The 21,409-nt window shown below is 42.4% G+C and carries 17 protein-coding genes; 1 reads left to right on the top strand and 16 read right to left on the bottom strand.

Annotated elements, in window-relative coordinates; translation table 11 throughout:
• Positions 1-5 precede the first annotated feature (5 nt).
• From RDQ32_RS06065 to rpsB, 7 genes are all read right to left on the bottom strand, one after another.
• The gene (locus tag RDQ32_RS06065) at positions 6-1,145 is read right to left on the bottom strand and encodes an aminotransferase class V-fold PLP-dependent enzyme (RefSeq protein ID WP_308579498.1); all 1,140 of its coding nucleotides are present in this window, start codon (positions 1,143-1,145) and stop codon (positions 6-8) included.
• On the bottom strand, positions 1,142-2,149 hold the full coding sequence (locus RDQ32_RS06060; protein WP_308579497.1) for an ABC transporter ATP-binding protein: 1,008 nt from the start codon (positions 2,147-2,149) through the stop codon (positions 1,142-1,144). Before RDQ32_RS06060 ends, RDQ32_RS06065 begins: the two co-directional genes overlap by 4 nt.
• Before the next feature lies 1 nt (position 2,150).
• Positions 2,151-3,830 carry an iron ABC transporter permease gene (locus RDQ32_RS06055; RefSeq protein WP_308579496.1) on the bottom strand — a complete coding sequence of 560 codons (1,680 nt, stop codon included), beginning with the start codon at positions 3,828-3,830 and terminating at the stop codon, positions 2,151-2,153.
• Position 3,831: 1 nt separating this feature from the next.
• A complete protein-coding gene (locus RDQ32_RS06050; protein WP_308579495.1) occupies positions 3,832-4,953 on the bottom strand; it encodes an ABC transporter substrate-binding protein in 1,122 nt (373 codons plus the stop codon).
• Positions 4,954-5,494: 541 nt separating this feature from the next.
• Positions 5,495-6,658, bottom strand: a complete 1,164-nt coding sequence (locus RDQ32_RS06045) for a M20 family metallopeptidase (protein ID WP_308579494.1) — start codon at positions 6,656-6,658, stop codon at positions 5,495-5,497.
• A gap of 150 nt (positions 6,659-6,808) precedes the next feature.
• Positions 6,809-7,741: a translation elongation factor Ts gene (gene tsf, locus RDQ32_RS06040; protein WP_007156024.1), complete on the bottom strand. Its 933-nt coding sequence runs from the start codon at positions 7,739-7,741 to the stop codon at positions 6,809-6,811.
• Between the two features lie 77 nt (positions 7,742-7,818).
• Positions 7,819-8,562: a 30S ribosomal protein S2 gene (rpsB, locus tag RDQ32_RS06035; RefSeq protein ID WP_007156023.1), complete on the bottom strand. Its 744-nt coding sequence runs from the start codon at positions 8,560-8,562 to the stop codon at positions 7,819-7,821.
• 340 nt (positions 8,563-8,902) lie between these two features.
• Here rpsB and RDQ32_RS06030 point away from each other — a divergent pair, with 340 nt between their 5' ends.
• Complete coding sequence (locus RDQ32_RS06030) at positions 8,903-9,289, top strand: hypothetical protein (protein ID WP_304072484.1); 387 nt, start codon at positions 8,903-8,905, stop codon at positions 9,287-9,289.
• Here RDQ32_RS06030 and RDQ32_RS06025 read toward each other — a convergent pair.
• The 9 genes from RDQ32_RS06025 to RDQ32_RS05985 all read right to left on the bottom strand — a co-directional run.
• Entirely contained in the window at positions 9,269-10,603 is a 1,335-nt protein-coding gene (locus tag RDQ32_RS06025; RefSeq protein WP_308579509.1) for an MATE family efflux transporter, read from the bottom strand. The two genes, RDQ32_RS06030 and RDQ32_RS06025, sit on opposite strands and share 21 nt — an antisense overlap.
• Positions 10,604-10,952: 349 nt before the next feature.
• The gene (locus RDQ32_RS06020; protein ID WP_308579493.1) at positions 10,953-12,887 is read right to left on the bottom strand and encodes a fructose-1,6-bisphosphatase; all 1,935 of its coding nucleotides are present in this window, start codon (positions 12,885-12,887) and stop codon (positions 10,953-10,955) included.
• 480 nt (positions 12,888-13,367) lie between these two features.
• The gene (ftsH, locus tag RDQ32_RS06015; protein ID WP_308579492.1) at positions 13,368-15,311 is read right to left on the bottom strand and encodes an ATP-dependent zinc metalloprotease FtsH; all 1,944 of its coding nucleotides are present in this window, start codon (positions 15,309-15,311) and stop codon (positions 13,368-13,370) included.
• A 228-nt stretch (positions 15,312-15,539) separates the two neighbouring features.
• A complete protein-coding gene (locus RDQ32_RS06010; protein WP_308579508.1) occupies positions 15,540-15,839 on the bottom strand; it encodes a metal-sensing transcriptional repressor in 300 nt (99 codons plus the stop codon).
• 146 nt (positions 15,840-15,985) lie between these two features.
• The gene (locus RDQ32_RS06005) at positions 15,986-18,562 is read right to left on the bottom strand and encodes a heavy metal translocating P-type ATPase (RefSeq protein ID WP_308579491.1); all 2,577 of its coding nucleotides are present in this window, start codon (positions 18,560-18,562) and stop codon (positions 15,986-15,988) included.
• A 483-nt stretch (positions 18,563-19,045) separates the two neighbouring features.
• A complete protein-coding gene (locus RDQ32_RS06000) occupies positions 19,046-19,423 on the bottom strand; it encodes a hypothetical protein (protein ID WP_308579490.1) in 378 nt (125 codons plus the stop codon).
• Complete coding sequence (locus tag RDQ32_RS05995) at positions 19,420-20,178, bottom strand: polymorphic toxin type 35 domain-containing protein (RefSeq protein ID WP_308579489.1); 759 nt, start codon at positions 20,176-20,178, stop codon at positions 19,420-19,422. Before RDQ32_RS05995 ends, RDQ32_RS06000 begins: the two co-directional genes overlap by 4 nt.
• 191 nt (positions 20,179-20,369) lie before the next feature.
• Positions 20,370-20,927, bottom strand: coding sequence for a phosphodiesterase (gene yfcE, locus RDQ32_RS05990; RefSeq protein ID WP_308579488.1), 558 nt, complete (start codon positions 20,925-20,927; stop codon positions 20,370-20,372).
• A 1-nt stretch (position 20,928) separates the two neighbouring features.
• The coding region (locus RDQ32_RS05985; protein WP_308579487.1) for a DALR anticodon-binding domain-containing protein at positions 20,929-21,409 on the bottom strand (481 nt) is incomplete at its 5' end.

The raw sequence follows: 21,409 nt of genomic DNA, 5'->3' as shown, positions 1-21,409 counted from the left end.
ATTCTCTAGCCTTCTTCCGAAAGAATTCGAATGGCCTCCACCGCCTTGGCCACTTCCTCCTCCGTATTAAAATGAGAAAAGCTGAAGCGAACACAGCCCTGCTCCACATTGTTTAAAGCCTTATGCATAAGAGGTGCACAATGCCCTCCTGCTCTGGTGGCAATATTAAAACGGGTAAAGAGTTCATCACTGACCATGGCGGAATCATAGGCATAGAGATTCATGCTGACAATAGGACAGCGTTTTTTCTCCTGAAAATTTCCGTAGAGCTTTACACCGGGAAGGGACTCAATTCCCTTTTTAAACTGCTCCATTAGGCTAAGCTCTTTCTCTCGGATAGTTGCAATACCTTCTCTTTGAATATAGGCCACCCCCTCATGAAGTCCTGCAATGCCATGGGCATTTAAGGTTCCTGCTTCCAGGTGATTCGGATACTCTGCCGGCATATCTTCATTATAGGTTTCCACCCCGGTTCCTCCGTAAGATAAAGAGCGAAGAGAAATTCCTTCCTTAATCAGCATTCCCCCGGTACCCTGAGGCCCCAAAAGGGATTTATGTCCAGTAAAGCACAGGATGTCAATACCCAGCTTTTCCACGTCAATATCATAAACTCCTGCAGTCTGAGAAGCATCCACAATCCAAAGCAAGGATTTTTCTTTCACAAAGGCGGATATTCTTTCTAAATCCACCAGATCCCCTGTCAGGTTGGAGGCATGGGTATGAACGATGGCTTTGGTATTTTTTTTCCAAAGCTTTTCTAAAGAAGCATAGTCCAGGATACCATTCTCATCCAAACCGCAAAAGGACAGCTCTACCCCCTGCCGTTCCATGGCATAAAGAGGACGAAGGACGGAATTATGCTCCATCACCGTGGTAATCACATGGTCTCCCGGCTTTAAACTGCCCAGAATCGCCATGTTTAAGCTTTCCGTAGAGTTTTTCGTAAAGATACAATGGCTCGGATTCTTTCCATGAAAGAACTCCGTCAGTAAAACTCTTGTATCAAATACCGTCTTTGTGGAGCTATGGGCAGCTTCATGGGTGGAGCGACCTGCATTTCCCATGCTTTCCATGGCATGAAGAACCGCATCCAAAACTTCCTTTGGCTTCTTCTGACTGGTTGCCGCATTATCCAAGTAAATCATTGCTCTTCCTCCTTTTCATAGAAAAATATTTCCACTTCCTCTCCCCTTCTAAAGGGAGCATTAGCCTGTAGCTTAATATGAACCTCCTGGCCGAATAGATTTATCCTATATAGACGGTAAGAGGCTAAGAATACCTCAGAAAGTATTTTTCCCCTTTTCCGAAGCTCTCCTCTTCCCTCCTGTCTTCCGGACAAAGGCTCTATCCTGCTCTTTGCAGACTGTATACCGAAATCTTCAGGTCGAAGAAAATGATTCTTCCCTTCCAGGAACAGCACAAAGTACTCTCCAAAAAAACGCCGAATATACTCATTTTTCGGATGTAGATACAGCTCTTCTCCTGAGCCGATTTGCAAAATTTTTCCTTTTTCCATAATGCCGATTCTATGTCCCAGTTCCATGGCTTCTTCCTGGTCATGGGTAACAAAGAGCATGGAAAACCCAATTTTACTTTGCAAGTCCACCAGTTCTTCTCGAATGTCTTTACGAAGTCCTGCATCCAGATTACTTAAGGGCTCATCCATTAAGAGTAATTTAGGCTCTACCGCTAAAGATCTGGCCAAGGCCACTCTTTGCTGCTGTCCACCGCTAAGTTCTGTAACCATTCTATCTCGAAAGGACCACAATTTCATCATATCCAGATATTTTTCTGCCTGCTCCAGCTGCTCTTTCTTTTTAAACCCCTTCCATTTTAGGCCATAACAGACATTCTCCAAGACCGTCATATGAGGAAAAAGAGCATAGGACTGGAAAACTGTGGAAACCGGTCGTTTTTCCGGTGGAAAGGCACTATAATCCTCTCCCTGAATCAAAATCTTTCCCTTTTCCGCGAAAAGAAAACCGCCCAGAAGCTGCAAACAGGTGGTTTTTCCACAGCCTGATTCTCCCAGCAGACAAAAGATTTCTCCCTCATTTATGGATAAGGAAAAGTCCTCTAAAACCAAATCCTCCTTAGGATCATAGCGAAAGGATATTCCCTCCAAAGCAGCCAATGTATTGTTCTGCATATTAGCGCCTTACCTCCTTTTTGCAAAAAAGCTTTTCTACCATTCCCAGTAAAGAAGCAAAAGCCAAAGACAGCCATATCATGATTCCTGCGATCAGGGAAGCCACCGCATAATCTCCTCGATTAATGGCATCAAACAGGGTGTAAACCAAAACCTTATACTTGGCACTGATAAGGAAAATGATAGCTCCCGCAGTGGTTAATCCCTGGGTAAACTGTATATATACGGAAGAGAAAAAACTGGGCAGGATACCGGGCAAAATGATTTGTAAAAATACCATGGAAGGCCTTGCCCCCAAATCTCTTGCGGCAAGCTCCAAACTCTTGGGACTTTGACTTAAGGCCGTACTGGCCAATCTACTGCCTATGGGCATTTGCCGGAAAAACAGGGAAAAAAACATAATCCAAAGGGTACCTGTAAGCTTTAAGGGTGCCTTGTTAAAGGCCAGAATATAAGCCAGTCCAAAGCAGGTTCCCGGTAACAAAGAGGGTACAGATAGGGCAAAATCCAAAAGTTTTTTGCCTCTTTTCATTTTTCTTTCCATCAGGTAGGCCAGAAGAAAGGCAAAAAAGCTGCCTAAGACCGAGGCCGAGAAAGCCAGAAACAGGCTTAATCCCATAGTGGAAATATTGTAGTGAAAAAGACTATCCATGTTTTCTAAGGTGAAAAATATTTGCTTTTTGTTAAAGCGAAGAAAGCCATAGAGAAAAATAGAAGCATATTGCAAGGCCTGGAAAAGCAAGAAGATAAACAATAGCAGTTGAATAGGATATTTCATCCAATGCTTTTGATCCAGCTTAAGACCCGTCTTCTCCTTCTGTCCCTTATTCCGTTCATCCGCCTTTTTCATGGACAGGCGATACAGCAAAAAACTGATAAATGCCGGAAATAGCAAAAGGATATTCATGGCTGCGGCCTTTGCAAAGTCGGAAAACCCGATAATTTGCAGATAGATTTCCGTAGCCAGAGTACTGTATCTCCCCCCGATAATAATGGGGGTACCAAAGTCGGAAAGTCCTCTTAAAAAGCTTAAAAAGAAGGAAGCCAAAATCGCAGGAGAAAGTAAGGGGAGCAAGATATCCTTTAACACGGAAACTGCATCGGCCCCTAAGTCTCTTCCGCTATCATAAAGCTTTCCGTCAAAAGCTTCTAAGGCATTGGTAAAAATCAGGGTATTCATGCAGGCAAAGTGAATACTTTGCATAAGAACCACCCCCCACTGATGGTAAGGATCAAAGGATAGCCCCAGTAAACGATAGCTAATCAATCCTCGTCTTCCATACAAGGTAATAAAGGACAGAGAAGAAATAATGGGTGGAGACACCATACTCATGGATAAAAGAATTAAAGCAATTCTCTTCTGCCACTTCCCTGTGGTTCGAATCCCATAGGCCAGAAAAAAGGCCAAAACCGTAGAAAGTACAGCAGAAAGAAAGGAGCTCTCTATACTATGGGAAAAAGCTGTTTTATAACGTATAACTATGTCTCGAAAATGCTGTACCGGATTATCCGGCTGAAAGGCCTTAAAAAAAAGCAGTAAAATCGGATAGACAATAAAAATAATAATGGGAAGAATGAGTAAACACAGAAACAAAGAAAAGAATACAGCAGAAAAAAGAGTGGAATGCTCCACTCTCTTTCCTGCATTTTCCTTAATATTATGGAAGGAAAATAATTTCATCTTATTTCTTTACCTCTTCAGTTTCATTTTTAGCACCGGCCAAAGTCTCCCACTTGCTGAGGATACTGTCTCTCTGAGAACCGAATAAGGATAAGTCTTCCTTCATTAACAGACCGGTGTCGAAAGATAAGTCAACATTGGACAGCTTTGGCAAAACAACCTTAATGGTGTTCTTTCCGTCAATTTCAGCCAATTCCTTTAAGTGATCCTCACTGTTGTATAACCAGTTTAAGAACTCCTTGGCAGCCTCTGCATTGGCAGCGCCCTTAAATACGGCAACTCCCTCCGGAACATAAGGAATTCCATCCTCAGGATAAACTAAAGAACATCCCTGCTCTGTAGCAAGCTTCTCGGTCTTTTTATCCATTGGAGTGATTCCGATGGCAACCTCTCCCTGAGCGGTCTTCTCTCTTGGGTCTCCACCACGCTTAGAGTAATACTTTACATTATCGTTTAATGCAGTAAAGTACTTCCATCCCTCTTCTTCACCCTTCTTCTGTAAAAGAGCATTTACAACACCGTAGTTGGTTCCAGATACTGCAGGATTGGACATCAAAATCTCATCCTTGTATGCGGAGTTAAGTAAATCATCCCAGCTCTTAGGTGCTTCCGTATTCTTAGTCTTCAGCATCTCGTCATTCACGATAAAGCCTACAACAGTAACACCCTTGGTATACCAATAATGATCAGGATCAATATAGCCGGATGCAAAGTCATTTGCAGCGTCTAAATCAATCTTCTCCAGTAAGTCACTATCCTTAGCGCTCATGAAAGCATCAATTCCGCCGCCAAACCAAAGATCAGCGGTAGGTGTGCCTCCCTCAGCCTTTAACTTACTGAGAACCTCTCCGGAGGACATGGAAAGGAGTTCTGTCTCAATGCCGGTGTCCTTTGTAAACTCATCAAATAACTTCTTGTAATCTTCGGAAGTTGCCACGATAGCCAGCTTTCCTTCAGCCTTAGTCTCGTTGGCTTTCTCTGTAGCCTTTTCCGTTTCAACGGAGGACTCCTCTGCCTTGGCAGTGGTTGCCGCTACAGAACTTTCCTTAGTCTTCTGTCCGCAAGAGGCAAGAACGCCTAATGCCAGTAATGACAATGTGGTTAATGCAAGCTTTCTCTTCATAATGCTCCTTTTCAACTAGTTATTTTTTACACTCCCGTTTGCGATCCTCTATAACCGCAAACAGGCATTAGTATATCATATTAAAAAGAGAAGTTTTATTTTGATTTTAAATAGATTATTGGTGTTTATTTGAATATTCTATAGTACGATTACGCTTTTCAATGATACTGTCTGTGGGCGGGGAAGGTTTACGCTTTTCAATGATACTGTCTCTGACCGGGGCACGCTCTCGCTAACTTCGCCACGCAGGGGTACTAAGCGAAAAGCTACGGTTCCCTTGCTTTCCGCAAGTACCCGCGGGCTCAGATTACCCCGAGCCACAGACAACATCACAGAAAAGCTGTTCCCCGGAGTAATCACATTAATTTCATAATAGAATAAGCAAAACAGTGTGGATCAACCACTTGTCTTAATCAACACTCCGGTATCCACACTGTCAAAAATTTGGGGATTTATCTTTTCAAGCCCTTAGAATTAGAAGGAATCACCCCTTTACAAAGCTTATGCTCTTATACCATGGACGATAAAGCATCTAAATGAATTAAATACCATTCATGTAAAAATCTTTTAAAAGCTCAAAATATACTTTTTCACATCGAAGTACATCTTCTTTCTCAACATATTCATCTCGTTGGTGGGCCATGTCTAGTGATCCGGGGCCGTAGGATAGGGTGGTATGGTTATCGAATTTTCCGGCAACCACGGCGGTATCGGTGTAGCCCGGGAAGGGGCAGACTTTGGCTTTGGGATATCCGGCTGCTTCAATGGCTTTTTTACATTTTGCCAAAAGCAGACTTTCCTCATAATGAGGTATAGCAGGCCGATTTCCTGTAATGAAAATCGTTGATTTAAGACCGGGATAAGTTTTCTGTACCTTTTCCACTGCTTTTTCCAGTATTTCTTTTCCTGTTTCCGCAGTATAGGGAGGAACCAGACGCATATCCACGGATACCTTGGCTTCTGCCGGAACCTGATAGGGGTGAATTCCTCCGCTGCATTGTCCGAAGCAGATTTTAGAATCTCCCAAAAAGCTATCCTTTTCTAAAGCATCCACTCCTTTTTTCGCCTCCGGAATCGCCATAGCCATAGAGAGAATGGCATCAATTCCGGTTTCCGGTTCACTGGCATGGGCAGCCTTTCCATGAAACTGCCACTCATACCAGAACCGTCCCTTATGGGCGGTTTGAATAGTACCGTCTGTGGGCTCCGTATCCATAAGTAAAGTATCTTTATCCAGCCATCCTGCTTGAATGGCTTTCTCCACGCCCTTCATGTCCCCCTCTTCATCACAAGTGAAGACCATTTGCAAAGAGATCTTGGGCTTTTGCTTCTCCTTCTTTGCCAAAGCTAAGATTTGTAAAAATGCAGAGATTGCCGAAGCGGTTCCGCCTTTCATATCGCAGGAGCCTCTACCATACAACCTATTGCCTTCCCACTCTCCATAGGGATTTTTCTCCCAATGCAAGCCGATAGGTACCGTATCCATATGGCAAATAAAACTGAAGCATTCCTTAGTTTCTCCCGGAAGTAAAACCCGAAGTATGGGACGGTGAGCTTCTACCTCCATCTTTTCCACAGTACCGGATAGCTCCAATACCGCATCCTTAAGAAGGGCCAAAATATCCTCGGCTACCCCTTCTTCCAAAACTCCCGGATTCGTACTTTCCCTAGCCACCAATTTTTCCAAAATCTCTATGCAGTTCATTTTCTTTAAGCCTTTCTGATGATTTCAACAAAATATCGCAACTACATCGGCGATACTCTTTAAGAATGAGAAATCTCACGCTTCCCAAGCCTACTCGTTAAAAAACGGTAAAAAAATCCCTCTCGCCAAACAGCAAGAGGGATTCCTTTATTATTTAATCTGTGCAGCTACTTCTGCAGCAAAATCTTCATTCTTCTTCTCAAGTCCCTCTCCTGTCTCGTAACGAACAAAACGTACAAGGGAAATTTCAGCGTTCTGAGCCTTTGCAACGCTCTCAAGGTACTGACCAACCTTCTGCTTTCCATCCTCAGCACGAACATAAACCTGGTCTACAAGACAAACTTCCTGTAATTCCTTGTTTAATCTTCCCTCAACCATACCAAGAAGAACCTTCTCAGGAGCATTTGGCTTCTCATTCTTAGCAGCAGCCAAAAGAATTTCCTTCTCGTTCTTTAAGTATTCCTGATCAACTTCTGCACGAGTGATGTACTTTGGATTTAAAGCGGCAATCTGCATAGCAAGGTTCTTTGCCATATCCTTGATTGCATCATTTACTACAGTGGACTTAACCTGTAAAAGAACACCGATTCTTCCGCCGGAGTGAATATAATCCTGAACGAAACCGTTTTCCTCAGTAATCTTGGTAAAACGACGGATGTTCATGTTTTCCCCAATTACGGAAATGGTAGCGGAAAGCTGCTCGGAAACAGTCTTGGAAGGATCTAAATCCCACTTCTCCTGTAAGAAGCTGTCGATATCCGTTGCAGATGTCTTTAACGCCTGAGCTGCTACTTCCTTTACGAAGTTCTGGAACTTTTCGTTCTTAGCAACGAAGTCGGTCTCAGCATTTACTTCTACTACAACGCCGGTCTTTCCGTCATCGGAAATCTTTGTGAAGGAAACACCCTCTGCCGCAATTCTTCCTGCCTTCTTCTCTGCTCCTGCAAGTCCCTGCTCTCTCAAGTACTCTACAGCCTTATCCATATCTCCGGCTGTCTCTGTAAGAGCCTTCTTACAAGCCATCATTCCTGCTCCGGTAATCTCTCTTAATTCCTTCACCAGTGCTGCGGTAATCTCTGCCATTTTCTTTCCTCCTTTTAAACGATAACATTAGGGAAATAGTCCCTTCTACTCATAGAGCAAAAGGGACCTGATTTATCTTATGCCTCTTGTGTGAAATCTTCTTCACTGCTTGCTAAAGCTGCTTCTTCCTCGGTCATATCACCCTGCTTAGCCTCGATAACGGCATCAGCCATCTTAGCCACGATTAACTTGATGGCACGGATAGCATCGTCGTTACCCGGGATGATGTAATCCAGCTCTTCAGGATCTGCATTGGTATCTGCAATTCCGAAAAGAGTAATTCCAAGAGAATGAGCCTCCTGTACGCAAATCTTCTCCTTCTTAGGATCGATTACGAAGATTGCATCGGGAATAGACTTCATATCCTTGATTCCGCCAAGGTTAGCCTCAAGCTTGGCCCACTCCTTCTTCAAAAGAGTAACTTCCTTCTTTGGCAATACATCAAAGGTTCCGTCTTCAGCCATCTTCTCAATGTCCTTTAATCTCTGGATACGAGAACGGATGGTCTTGAAGTTGGTAAGCATTCCGCCAAGCCAACGCTCATTTACATAGAACTCTCCGCAACGAAGAGCTTCAGCCTTAACAGCGTCCTGAGCCTGCTTCTTTGTTCCTACGAAAAGGATGGTTCCACCGTTAGCAACGATCTGAGACAATGCGTTGTAAGAATCATCTACAAGCTTTACAGTCTTCTGTAAGTCGATGATGTGGATACCGTTTCTCTCGGTGTAGATGTATGGAGCCATCTTAGGGTTCCATCTTCTGGTCTGGTGTCCAAAGTGTACACCTGCTTCTAAAAGTTGCTTCATTCCAATTGCACTCATTTTTCTACCTCCTTGGTTATACTTCCTCTATATGCTTTGTGCGTACCGGATTCATCAGAGACACCGCCGGTTTTCCATATAGAGTGATCATTTGCCTAAACTTAGGCAGGATAAAAGTCGCCTTTCAAAGACGCGACTCCTACTATAACAAATCCTCTTCTTTTTGGCAAGAAAATTATCACAGGCACAAAATTGTTTTATCACAGTCACAAACTAATTTTTTCCCTTAAAGCTATGGTATGATATCGTAGGTACAAATATTGGACAGCTCAGGCTGCAGGATTACTGTAGCAATGCTCCCATAATTTTCATTTAAAGCTCACAAAAAAAGGAGACTTTCATGCTAAGCACTTCTATCGATCTTATTGTAAATGCTGCCATAAACAAAGCAGGACTCAAGGAAGAGCCCTGCCATATTCATCTTCCTAAGGAGGAAAGCTCCTTTCCTTTAGTCATTTCCTTTAGTACCGAGGAGAATGACTATACTCTCCATATTTTTCATGAGCTTGTAGAAGAACTGTCTTCCACCATATCCTACGCCCTATATACGAAGGAAAATGAACTTCTATGTCAGGGAAAGACAGAGTTCTACTCTTCCCTTAATCCCTTTGCCACAAAGCCTTATCAACACCTTATTCCGGAAAGAATGTCCTGCGATCTTTGTCAAAAGAAACTTCGGGGAGAATGCGGAGGCACGGGAGAGGATTTATGCCGGGAATCTTTTTAATCGTTTCATACATTTGAAAAATGCCGGAATCAAAAAGGCATCCGCAAAAATCCAAGCCAGGGGGGAGGCGTAACAAGCCGCCATATAGCCCAGTAATGGAATAAAAATAAAAGCCACAATGATTCTTGCTATCATTTCGCTTACCCCGGCCAGCATAGCGAATCCGGAGAAGCCCATTCCCTGAACGGAAAAACGCCAAACGTTCAAAACCGCCAAAGGAATATAGAAAAAGGCATTTCCCAAAAGGAATTCCTTAGCCATTTTAATAACTTCCACTTCATTGGCATTAATAAAAATCTTAGGAATTTCATCTCCGAAGAAGAAAAGTACGGCGCATATCAATACTGCATAGATACTTCCCACCTTGGTGGCTTCCCAAACACCCTTTTTAATACGTGACAGCTTTCTGGCCCCAACATTTTGTCCTGCGAAGGTTGCCATGGTTACTCCTAAAGAGTCAAAGACACAACAGCAGAAATTACTGATTCTTTGTCCTGCGGTAATGGCCGCCATAGCCTGAGAACCTAGACCATTTACCGCCGTCTGTAAGATAACGGAACCGATGGCTGTGATACTGTATTGCAGTCCCATAGGAACTCCCATCAAAAGAAGTCTTTTATAGTAATGTCTTTCCGGCTTAAAATCTTCCTTTTTCAGGTGAATAATCGGAAAGCGCTTAATCATATAGATTAAACACAATAGTCCGGAAACAAACTGAGAAATCACCGTGGCATAAGCCGGTCCATCCACCCCGAAGCCTAAAAAGCGGATACTCACATAGTCCAGAATAATATTCAATAGTGCCGCAAGGATCAGGAAATACACCGGTGTTTTGGAATCTCCCAGAGAACGAACTACGGAGCTTGTTATATTATAAAGAAAGGTCGTCGGAATTCCCAAAAACACTATGAAAATATAAAGATAGGCATAGGAAAAGGTTTCTTCCGGCGTATTCATCCACTGGAGAATCGGTTTTGTCAAAATACCGATTACAACAGTCATCACAATAGAAAAAATCACGGTTAAATACAGAATATTTCCTACGTATTTTCTGAGCTTTTCAAACTGTCCCGCACCGAATTTCTGTGCTACAGGAATCGCAAAGCCGGAGCAGGTTCCGATGACGAAGCCGTTAATCATAAAGTTGATGGCTCCCGTGGAACCTACCCCCGCAAGAGCTTTCAGTCCAATCATCTTTCCGACGATAATGGTATCCATCATGCCGTAGAACTGCTGGAATAAGGTTCCCAACAACATCGGGAAGGCAAAACGAAGAATTAAACTTAAGGGATCACCTTCCGTAAGATTTAGCATTGCGGTTTTCTTCTCTGTAGTTTTAATCTTCTCTATTGTTTCTATCTTCTCTTCATTCCCGGTCTTTACCAGCTTTTCTGTTTTCTCAATGGTCTCCGTCTTCTCGATATTCCCCACCAATTCTGTTTTTGTCGTTACTTCTGTCTTCTCTAACTCCTTCATTTCCCCTCCTCTCTCTAACCATCATTTTTATAAATAGAAAAAGGAAAGGCACGCCCTTCCTTTTTTCAAGCTTTGTGCATTATAGGGCAGAGTCCTTTCCTTGTCTATAGAATAATGTGAAAAATCTGTGATTATTTCTTGCTAAAAATAGAGTAAGCTTATTATTTACTTAAATTCTCCTTTTTTCTTAGGCTTCTTTAATTTCACCATTTTGATAGGCTTCCAACAAATCCAAAAGATCCGTCATTTGCCTGCGAAGCTCTATGCCTTTGTCCGTTTCTCCGATTCGAATTCTGGTTTTCATCCTTTCCACCATCTGAATCTCCGGAGTATTCTCCTCTCCCTTATGGAAATCCTTATGCTTCGCCAAAGACAAATGCTTGGAATCATAAATCAGAGTGTAGCCTGCAATTCCGGTTTTAGAATGATAAGCTTTGGAAATGCCCCCATCAATGATGAAAAGCTTGCCGGATGCTTTAATGGGACTTTCCCCCTTCTTGCTCTTTACCGGTACATGACCGTTTACAATATGGGAAAGCTCCGGATTCTCATCAAACTCCTGAATAATCTTATCCACATAGCTTTCTTTTTCTATCCATTTGTAATAGGAATTGAAGCTTTCTTTATGACTTTCCGGATCCTCAATAAAACAATGCTCAAAGGTGGTCATCTTATCCTTCCCAAACAAGGGAGACTTAGGCCCGCACCAAAGATACCAGAAGAAATCCGTAGCATAAAGCTTTCCGTTAGGATCCAATTCCTCGTTCATAAAATAAGCTTCAATACACTTTTGCTCACAGTAATCCATTAAACGCTTTCCGGAAACCTCTCCATCTCTGGTGTTAAGGGGAAGAAAGTCTCCATCCTCCGTCATGGGAATGCAGCCATGATATAAAATATTATGATTGATTATTTTATACATAGAGCCATGGGTAAAGAAAAAATCAATATGCCTTTTTAAGACTTTGGAATGGGTGAAGCTGTAGATCAGGGTATCCATAAGCTCCTGCTCTTTTTCCGATAGGGTATAGGGATCCTTCCAATCCACCGTAGGAAAATGACAGTCCTTCATGGGATAGATCTTCCCGGCTACCTCCACCTCTCCCTTCTCCAGATTGACCTTATGGAGAAGCATTCTATGCTCCAGGCCATACTCAGGATGCCTGCGTATCAGCTGTCCCTCCAGCTTCCACATCATCACACTGATGGTCTTACACATTTTCGCAGCCAGCTCCGGCTCTACGGAATCCGCAATATTTTTATCCCATAAATGAGGCGTAAAGCAGCTACAGGGATCATTCCCATAGACCTCCTGGGCAAACATGGACAGAGGGCGAAGATTGATGCCATAACCGTCCTCCAAAACATCAAAGCTGTTATAGGAGGTGGCTATACGTAAAACATTGGCAATACAGGCGGGATTTCCGCAAAAAGCCCCCATCCAATCCACATCATGATTACCCCACTGAATATCCACATCATGGAAGCACATCAGCTCCTCCATAATCTGATCCGCATGGGGGCCTCTGTCGAAAATGTCTCCGATAATATGCAGACTGTCAATGCTAAGATTTTGGATCAACTCACAAAGAGCGATAATAAAGGCCTGCCCTCTTTCTACATCTAAAATTCCCTGTAGAATCTCTTTATGGTATAGCTTGGTATCTTCTTCCTCATCATGCAAAAGCTCGTCAATGGCATAGGCAAATTCCTTGGGAAGCTTTTTCCGAACCTTGGAACGGGTATACTTGGAAGCAATCTTAAGGCATAGCGCCACCAGACGATGAATGGTAATCTTCTGCCACTCCTTATCCTCCAGATAGGTATTGCGCTTATCCATAAAAGTCTCTCTGGGATAATAGATAAGATTGGCTAAATTCAGCTGTTCCTCTTCTCCAAGATAATGAGAAAAAACATCGGAAATCTTAGAACGAATCACTCCCGAAGCAGAACGCATCAGGAAAATGAAGGCTTCACTTTCTCCGTGAAGGTCTGAAAAAAAATATTCAGTCCCCTTGGGAAGACCGCAAATTGCCCGCAAATTGATAATCTCCGCTGCCGCCGCATCCGCACTGGGAAAGCTCTTTGCCAGCAGGCGAAGATAATCCAAATCTCTTTTCATACTCCCTCCTTGACTTTTTTGAACCGATGCTTTGCATTCATTCCTTGTCATATCCCTGTAATTCTTTTGATTTTTTCCTGAAATTTTATGAATACTGTCACTTTACCATATTTTTCGATAAAAAATCCATCTTTTTTGTTAGAAAATAAAAAAGAAGCTTTAAAAAACAAAAAAGCATTTCACGCAATATAGGTCTGTAATTCAGGCACGCTCTCGCTAACCTCGCCTCGTAGCGGATACTAAGCGAAAAACAACAGTTCCTGTGTTTTTCGCAAGTACCGACGGGCTCAGATTGCCCTCATTACAGACCTATATTGCTGAAATGCTATATCTGTTTGATTTTCTCAACTAATTATATATCTATAATATATCTTAAAGCTATTGGTTATATCTCTACAAAAAATCGTTCTTCCGTAAATCCATCTTTTTTACTATTAAGAAATTTGTTGCACTGTGCTTCAACAGCATTTGTTGACAAACTTAATGCTCCTCTCTGGCTACTACGGAGGGGTCTACTTCCTTTCGGTTTAAAATCTCCAAAAATTCTTCTCCGGTAATGGTTTCTCTTTCATAGAGGAACTTGGTAATTTCGTGAAGTTTGGTGATATTGTCCTCCAGAAGCTTATAAGCCTTATCGTGTTGTTTCTTTACCAAGGCCACTACCATCTCATCAATCTTGGTTTGGGTTTCCGGAGATACGGTAAGGCTGGAATCTCCCCCAAGATACTGGTTATGTAGCTGTTCCATAGCAACCATTCCCACCTCAGGATTCATACCGTAGCGGGTAATCATGGCTCTTGCAGACTTGGTTGCCCGCTCAATATCGTTGGAAGCTCCTGTAGTACAGGTATGGAAGATCAGTTCCTCCGCACAACGTCCGCCGGTAAGAGTGGCAATTTCATTTTCCAGCTCTTCCTTAGAATAGAGATAATGGTTTCCTTCTTCCTCCACCTGCATGGTATAGCCCAAGGCTCCTGAGGTTCTGGGGATAATGGTGATTTTATGAACCGGCGCTGAGTCCTTCTGTAAAGCTGCAACCAGTGCATGTCCAACCTCGTGGTAAGCTACAATCAGCTTTTCCTTCTCCGTCATCACCTTATTTTTCTTCTGGTAACCGGCAATAACCACCTCAATGGACTCTTCCAAGTCGGACTGGATAACTCTTTCTCTACCTGCACGAACCGCCCTTAAGGCCGCCTCATTGATAATGTTGGCAAGTTCCGCACCGGATGCACCGGGAGCCGCCTTGGCAATAGCCTCCAGGCTTACATTGTCGGACATTTTAATCTTGGCACTATGTACCTTTAAAATATCGATTCTTCCCTGATAATCCGGAAGCTCCACCGGTACTCTTCGGTCAAAACGTCCCGGACGGAGAAGTGCCGGGTCTAACTGATCCGGCTGGTTGGTAGCCGCCAGAAGAATAATGGCCTTATTGCTGTCAAAACCGTCCATCTCTGTAAGGAGCTGATTCAAGGTCTGTTCTCTTTCATCATTTCCCCCTAAGCCGCCGGCACCTCGCTTTTTACCGATGGCATCAATCTCATCAATAAAGATAATGCAGGGGGACTTTTTCTTCGCCTGATCGAAAAGATCACGAACCTTCGCCGCTCCCATACCCACATACATCTCCACGAATTCCGATCCGGAAATGGAAAAGAAAGGAACTCCTGCTTCACCGGCTACAGCCTTGGCCAGCATGGTTTTACCGGTTCCCGGAGGTCCCACAAGCAAAGCTCCCTTGGGAATCTTGGCACCGATTCTGGAATACTTGTCCGGATGATTTAAGTAGTCCACCATCTCCGTGAGAAGCTCCTTCGCCTCATCTTCTCCGGCCACATCCTTAAAGCGGATGCTGTCATCCTTCTTCTCATATTCTCTGGCGTTGGATCTTCCTAAACCGCCCAAGCCAAAACCGCCTCCCATGCCGCCCATTGCAGATCCCATACGCTTGGAAAGCCAATTTCCTAAAGCCATAAAGAGCAGTAAAGGCACAACCCAGGAAAGAATGAAATTTAAGAAGAAATTACTCTCTACAGGAATACTTTCATTGTACTCTACTCCCTGAGCATTTAACTCCTGCATAATCTGGGCTTCGTTAAACTCGTTGTTCACTCTTGTGGTGCTGTAGCTTTGCGTCTTACCGTCTTTTTTTACTTCATACACAATGGTATTTTGATTAAATTCCACCTTGGTGACGGTCTTATCCGTTATGGCCTTTTGGAATTCTGAATACGCAGCGGGCTCAATTCTTGCCTGCTTCATTGCCGGAAATACAAAGGTATTCAGCAATAAAGTAATAATCATGGCAATAAAGACATAGAACAGGAAAGATCTGGGTCTGTTCCCCCCTCCATTGTCATCCTTTTTGTTGCCGGGAAAGAAATCATCCCAGCCGGGCATAGAATTGTTCTTATTATCCATAAGCATCTCCTTTCATTTGTTTTCTATACGGTATTCCTAAAATTTCTTTATATTGTTTCAACCATTGCCCTGTTAAAAGTAGAATACAAGGTGAAACTTTAAAGCAGCTTCTTCTAAACGAGATACTGTACTCTCTTCAGACGCTACTCCCTAAGAATAAAAAAAGAACTCTATGGAGTATAGAGTCCTTTTGTGTTTAAAGTATGAAAAGCGTAAGAAAATTTTTCGTTACATAATCTTCTTAATCAAGCCGCAAAGCTCCTCCACCGCCTCGGTTTTTCCTTCCTGAATATCGGAAACCACGCAGCTTTCTATATGGCTTTGTAACAGCTCCTTGCTAAAGGCCTTTAAGGCGGAGGAAACGGAACTGACCTGGGTAAGGATGTCCACACAATACCGCTCTTCTAAAAGCATATTGCGAATTCCTCGAATCTGTCCCTCCATACGGTTTAAGCGAGAAATTAAATCTCTTCTTTCTCCCTCATCTCTAGCCTGTTTTTTCTTTCTTCCTCCGCAGCAGCCTCCCATTTCCAGGGAAGCCTCTTGCTCTTGCTTTTGCTCCTCCTGCATAAATGCATTCTCCCTTATAGACATTCTTGCTTTCACATCGTTTTATAAAATCAGAGCCTTACTTGATTATTAATACTGACTACGAAAAATGATGATGAAATTGATTAAGAAATGGATTTCACCGTATATTCCTGATCCTCTACGGCCTTCTTCAATACTTCATCCGCCACAGCTTCTTTCAAAGTAACCACAGCCTTACCTGTTTCATGACTAACCTCAGCCTTTTCCACCTGTGGCAAAGCCTCTAAAGCCTTCTTTACAGTTCCGGAACAATGTCCGCACATCATACCCTCAATTACCAAATGCTTCTCCATAACAATCTCCTTTTCTTTTTCTGCATGACTCTCTTTCTTTTCAGAGTCAAAATCCAACAGTAGCTTTTCTCTCTTTTCTTCCGCCAAACCTTTCCTATGATCTCCAGCGGAATTGTTTATATTAAATAAGTTTAACCTTAGTGCATTTAAGCACACGGTAAAGCTGGAAAGGCTCATAGCCGCTGCCCCCACCATCGGACTCATGGCAAAATTCCAATGGAAGATGGCGGAATAAAATCCTGCAGCAAGGGGGATACAAATCACATTGTAGAAGAAAGCCCAGAACAGATTTTCATGAATGTTTCGAATCGTGGCTCTGGAAAGTCGAATACTCTTCGGAATATCCTTTACCTTCGATTTCATCAACACCAAATCCGCCGCATCAATGGCCACGTCCGTTCCGGCGCCTATGGCAATACCCAAATCCGCTCTTGTCAGAGCAACCGCATCATTGATACCGTCTCCTACCATGGCAACCTTACCATAGTTTTGCAGCTTTCGGATAACCGCTTCTTTTCCGTCGGGAAGCACTTCTGCAATGACCATATCCACTCCGGCTTCCTTTCCGATGGCATTTGCTGTCCTTCGCTGATCTCCGGTAAGCATAACCGTGAAAATACCTTGCTTTTTCAGCTCTCCGATTCCCGCCTTAGCATCCTCCTTTAAGGTATCCGCTACGGCGATACAGCCTAAAAGCTTCTCTCCTCTTGCAAAGAATAATGGGGTTTTTCCCTTTTCAGAAAAGCTGTTACACTGCTCCTCAAAGCTCTTTTCCAAAGAAAAATGCTCTTTCATATAGGATAAGGAAGCTGCCACAGCTTTTTCTCCCTCTATGGTTCCGGAAACACCATGTCCCACCATAGCCTGAAAATTATCCACGGGCAGTACAGAAATCTTCTTCTCTTCCCCATAGTCTAAAATAGCTTTTGCCAGAGGATGTTCCGAATTCTTTTCCAAAGATACCGCCAAAGCCAGAAGCTCTTCTTCGGAAACTCCCTGCATGGGAAGAATATCCGTAAGCACCGGTGTTCCGTTGGTAATGGTACCGGTCTTATCCAGTGCAATAATCTCTACCTTTCCGGCAGCCTCCAAAGAAGCGGCGGTTTTAAACAAGAGCCCGTTCTTCGCACCGACTCCATTTCCTACCATAATGGCTACCGGGGTAGCCAGTCCCAAAGCGCAGGGACAGCTGATTACCAGAACGGCTACGGCTCTGGAAAGGGCATCGGAAAATGTTCCTCCGCTTAAAAGAATGATAACAAAGGTCAGGATTGCAATACCGATAACTGCCGGCACAAAAATGCCGGAGATTTGATCGGCAATTCTGGCTATAGGAGCCTTGGTCGCTGCCGCATCGGATACCATTTGAATAATTTGAGATAGGGTGGTGTCCTTTCCTACTCTGCTGGCTTTAGCCTTGATAAAACCGGACTGATTCAAAGTACCGGCAGAGACATTGTCCCCCTCACCCTTATCCACAGGAAGGGATTCTCCTGTTAATGCCGACTCATCCACAGCAGTGGTACCGCTTACAATGATGCCGTCCACCGGAATCTGTTCTCCGGGATATACCGTGAAGAGATCCCCCTCCTTAACTTCCTCTACGGAAACTTCCGTCTCCTGTTCCCCATTTAACAGGTGTGCTTTTTTAGGGCTTAAATTCATTAAGCTCTTTAAAGCATCCGTAGTCCTTCCCTTGGAAATTGCCTCCAGCATCTTTCCAAAGGTAATCAGGGTGGGAATCATAGCCGCCGTTTCAAAATAAAGGTGGTGGCCCAGGATCTTAGTCTGCTCTATATTTCCCTCTCCAAAGGCATAGAGAATGCCGTAAAGGATTCCCAGGGAATACAGGAAAGATGCGGTGGAGCCTAAGGCTACCAGGGTATCCATGTTTGGGGATAAAGTAAATGCACTTTTAAAACCGGAAATGAAAAATTTCTTGTTAATGAAAAGTACAATAATGCTAAGTAAGAGCTCCGTTAAGGCCAAAATGCCCGGATTGGAAAAGGCCTTGGGTACCGGAGCGTGAAATAACATAGGTCCCATGGAAAAATACATCAGGACAGCCAAGAAAAATAGGGATTGTAAAAATCTCTTTCTTAGCTTGGGACTTTCGGTATCCTTTAAGGCATCACTCTTATCTTGCTGTTCCGATCCGGATGCACTCTTATCCGGATTCTCAAAGCCGTAACCGGCAGCTTCTACCGCCTTTTGAATTTCATCTGCCCCTACATCTCCTTCCACTCCTAATGAGTTGGTTAAAAGAGAAACGGAGCAGGACTTTACGCCGGGAACTTTAGACACGGCTTTCTCTACTCTACTCTGACAGGCAGCACAGGTCATACCTGTAACTCTATATTGTTTCATATCTTCCTCCTTTCTTTTTCGACATCATGATATACCCCCATAGGGTATATGTCAAGGAGGGAAATATAAAAAATTGAAGAACTTGAAATATGATACCCTTCAATACAATATGGGTCTGAAAGTGGGGCAGGCTCTTACTTCAAAATTGAAGGACTTGTAAAAATAGAGTGCTTCAATACAAAATGGGTCTGAAAATGGGGCACGCTCTCGCTAACTTCGCCACGTAGCAGTACTAACTTCAAGCTTCGCTTTGCTTGCTTTCAGTAAGTACTGACGGGCTCAGATTACCCCGAATTTCAGACCCATATTGCATTGCATGATTGTTTAGTTTTCGATTATTTCGAGTCCTTCAATTTTTCAACTCTATTAAGTCTCGATGAGGCTCAGTTTGCTCGAATTTCAGATCCACTCTGCATAAATTATAGAAAATTAAAAGAATCCCTACAGTTCTTTTTACGACTTATAACTGAGCATTCTATCATATTATAGTTCTTCTCTTATCATGGCAATTAATTCTTTATATTTAACTATTTTACTATTATCATTTTCTAATTCAATAGCTTCATGAATATATTTTAATGCAAGAAACTCTCCATTAATAGGATGTAAAAACAACCCTACATAATACGCAATAATATAGTTAACATAAGCTATCAAAGAGTTATTCACATCATTTTTGCTTTTGAGATAATACAACTGCGCCAATAACTTAAAATATATATTCGATGTATCTATCCCTTCTTTACTAAGATATTCCTCTCCCTCCAGCACAAATTCTTCATTCAAATTATCCATTAAATCCTTTGGCTCAAAAAACATATTGGTTTCAAAAGAAAAATAATTTTTTAGTATTGTATTCATTTTACCCACGCATTTGAAATAAAAATAACACCATTATTTAGTTTTTGAAATGTCACTTCTACAACCTTTCCTTTATAATTTAAAGTCTTTTTATAAGCGCTACCATATTGAGATTCCTTCCCATCAGTCAATACTTTTTTTATAATATTTTTTATTTTATTCCACCTATTAGGATCTTTTGGATTGCCTGGAACTAAGCTGCTCCACTTATGTTTTGTTTGAAGAATATGATTAGCCCTATTAGAATTTACATTACCTAAACCATTTACTGCTCTTTCCGCCTGTTTAGATATAGCTCTTACAGTGAGCCAATTTCTCACTCGCTCTGCTATCACTCCACTAACTTTATATATAGCAACTCCTCCTATTATTATTGCTCCGCTAACCACAACTATTTTACCAATACCAGGAATATACCATGTTCCAGCCATAATTGTCATTACATCAGCTATTGGCAATGTTTCAGCAGAACGTAAAGCTATACTGTTTTTATCTCCGCTAATATTTTTAGATATTGATTCCAATTTGGTATCATTTATTTTATAAATATTACCAGAATAGTTTTCAAGTATAATTAAAAATTGCTCAATAGTTACTTTTCTACCGTCTTCAAGAGTTATTATTGTATTTTCTTCAACATTGATAACTTTACCAAGCTCTTGTGCATATGAAGCCTGAAAATTACAAAAAACACCTGATAACATCATTATCATTGCTAATAAAAAGCTGGTAAGTCTATTATATTTTTTACTCATACTCTATCCTTTCATTTATCGCTTAATATCTTGTTCTCTGCATATAAAAAATATGGTTTAACTTATTGTAATAATAAGTTTCATACAGACTATAGCTACTCTAATATGCTATAAACAAGAAGCCTTTTACTAATTAAGTAAATAAAACGCTTTCGAATTTAATTATTTCAGTTCCATATAAGTTTATCATTCTAAAACTCCACTTTTTTATATGCCTCTCCCTTTTCCACATCATATAGGGTAAAGCTCTTATCTTCCAAAATGCCATAGCTATGGGGGCTGTCTTCTTTTGGATAGCTGATGGAGCCGGGATTCAGGTGATAGTAATACTTTTCTCCCCTGGTCTTCTTCATTGCCACGGGAACATGGGTATGCCCCTGGAGGAAGATATCTCCATCCTTTTGGAGCGGAAAACTTTCCGCGTTATAGACATGGCCGTGGGAAAGGAACACTCTGTGCTTTCCCCACTCCAAGATGGCATAGTCCGCCATAACGGGAAAGTCCAAAACCATCTGATCCACCTCTGCCTCACAGTTTCCCCGAACCGCAAGAATTTCTTCCTTCAACGGATTTAAGAGAGCTATGACCTCTTTGGGGGCATAGTCTCTTGGCAAAGGGTTTCTGGGGCCATGATACAAAACATCTCCCAAAAGTAAGATTCTTTCACAGCCGCTTTTCCGATAAGCCTCTATCGCTAAGTTTGCATAGTAAGCAGAACCGTGAATATCACTTAGCACAAAATACCGCATCTTACATCCTTTCCGGAGCAGAGAAGCCCAGCACCTGAATACAATCCATAAGCACCTTCCAGCTTAGGCAAAGAAGACCAATATATTCCTTCTTCTTTTGCTCGTCCTCCTCTGTCAAGATCTTTACATTGTGATAGAAAGAATTGAACTGATTGGACAAAGAATAGATATAGGTACAAATCTTATGGGGAGCACATTCTCTCCATGCATCCCGCATTTCATCCTGGAAGGCTGCTAAAATCTTTTCAAGAGCCATAACATTTTCATCCCCGGAACTTCCAATGGGATAGTACTTTGCATTTTCCGATATCCAGCTTAGGCTATCCTTCCAAGCCTCTCCCTTACTTTCCGCATACTTCCGTAAAATGGAGGAGATGCGAACAATGGTATAAAGAATATAGGGGCCGGTATTTCCTTCAAAGGCAGTAAATTTCTCCAAGTCGAAGATATAATCCTTGGTAGCTTGGTTGGAAAGGTCACCG

It is taken from the genome of uncultured Oribacterium sp. (genome assembly GCF_902481605.1).
Classification (GTDB): Bacteria; Bacillota; Clostridia; order Lachnospirales; family Lachnospiraceae; genus Oribacterium; species Oribacterium sinus.
Note: the sequence above shows the minus strand (reverse complement) of the source record. Positions and strands in the feature narration are given on the sequence as shown.

Excerpts from the sequence above, each read along its gene's own strand:
- RDQ32_RS06010 (WP_308579508.1), bottom strand. The coding sequence starts at position 15,839 with ATGGGAGGCTGCTGCGGAGGAAGAAAGAAAAAACAGGCTAGAGATGAG.
- RDQ32_RS06050 (WP_308579495.1), bottom strand. The coding sequence starts at position 4,953 with ATGAAGAGAAAGCTTGCATTAACCACATTGTCATTACTGGCATTAGGC.
- RDQ32_RS06020 (WP_308579493.1), bottom strand. The coding sequence starts at position 12,887 with ATGAAAAGAGATTTGGATTATCTTCGCCTGCTGGCAAAGAGCTTTCCC.
- tsf (WP_007156024.1), bottom strand. The coding sequence starts at position 7,741 with ATGGCAGAGATTACCGCAGCACTGGTGAAGGAATTAAGAGAGATTACC.
- yfcE (WP_308579488.1), bottom strand. The coding sequence starts at position 20,927 with ATGCGGTATTTTGTGCTAAGTGATATTCACGGTTCTGCTTACTATGCA.
- RDQ32_RS06025 (WP_308579509.1), bottom strand. The coding sequence starts at position 10,603 with ATGCTAAATCTTACGGAAGGTGATCCCTTAAGTTTAATTCTTCGTTTT.
- RDQ32_RS06045 (WP_308579494.1), bottom strand. The coding sequence starts at position 6,658 with ATGAACTGCATAGAGATTTTGGAAAAATTGGTGGCTAGGGAAAGTACG.
- RDQ32_RS06065 (WP_308579498.1), bottom strand. The coding sequence starts at position 1,145 with ATGATTTACTTGGATAATGCGGCAACCAGTCAGAAGAAGCCAAAGGAA.
- RDQ32_RS06005 (WP_308579491.1), bottom strand. The coding sequence starts at position 18,562 with ATGAAACAATATAGAGTTACAGGTATGACCTGTGCTGCCTGTCAGAGT.
- ftsH (WP_308579492.1), bottom strand. The coding sequence starts at position 15,311 with ATGGATAATAAGAACAATTCTATGCCCGGCTGGGATGATTTCTTTCCC.
- RDQ32_RS06060 (WP_308579497.1), bottom strand. The coding sequence starts at position 2,149 with ATGCAGAACAATACATTGGCTGCTTTGGAGGGAATATCCTTTCGCTAT.
- RDQ32_RS05995 (WP_308579489.1), bottom strand. The coding sequence starts at position 20,178 with ATGAGTAAAAAATATAATAGACTTACCAGCTTTTTATTAGCAATGATA.
- RDQ32_RS06000 (WP_308579490.1), bottom strand. The coding sequence starts at position 19,423 with ATGAATACAATACTAAAAAATTATTTTTCTTTTGAAACCAATATGTTT.
- RDQ32_RS06030 (WP_304072484.1), top strand. The coding sequence starts at position 8,903 with ATGCTAAGCACTTCTATCGATCTTATTGTAAATGCTGCCATAAACAAA.
- RDQ32_RS06055 (WP_308579496.1), bottom strand. The coding sequence starts at position 3,830 with ATGAAATTATTTTCCTTCCATAATATTAAGGAAAATGCAGGAAAGAGA.
- rpsB (WP_007156023.1), bottom strand. The coding sequence starts at position 8,562 with ATGAGTGCAATTGGAATGAAGCAACTTTTAGAAGCAGGTGTACACTTT.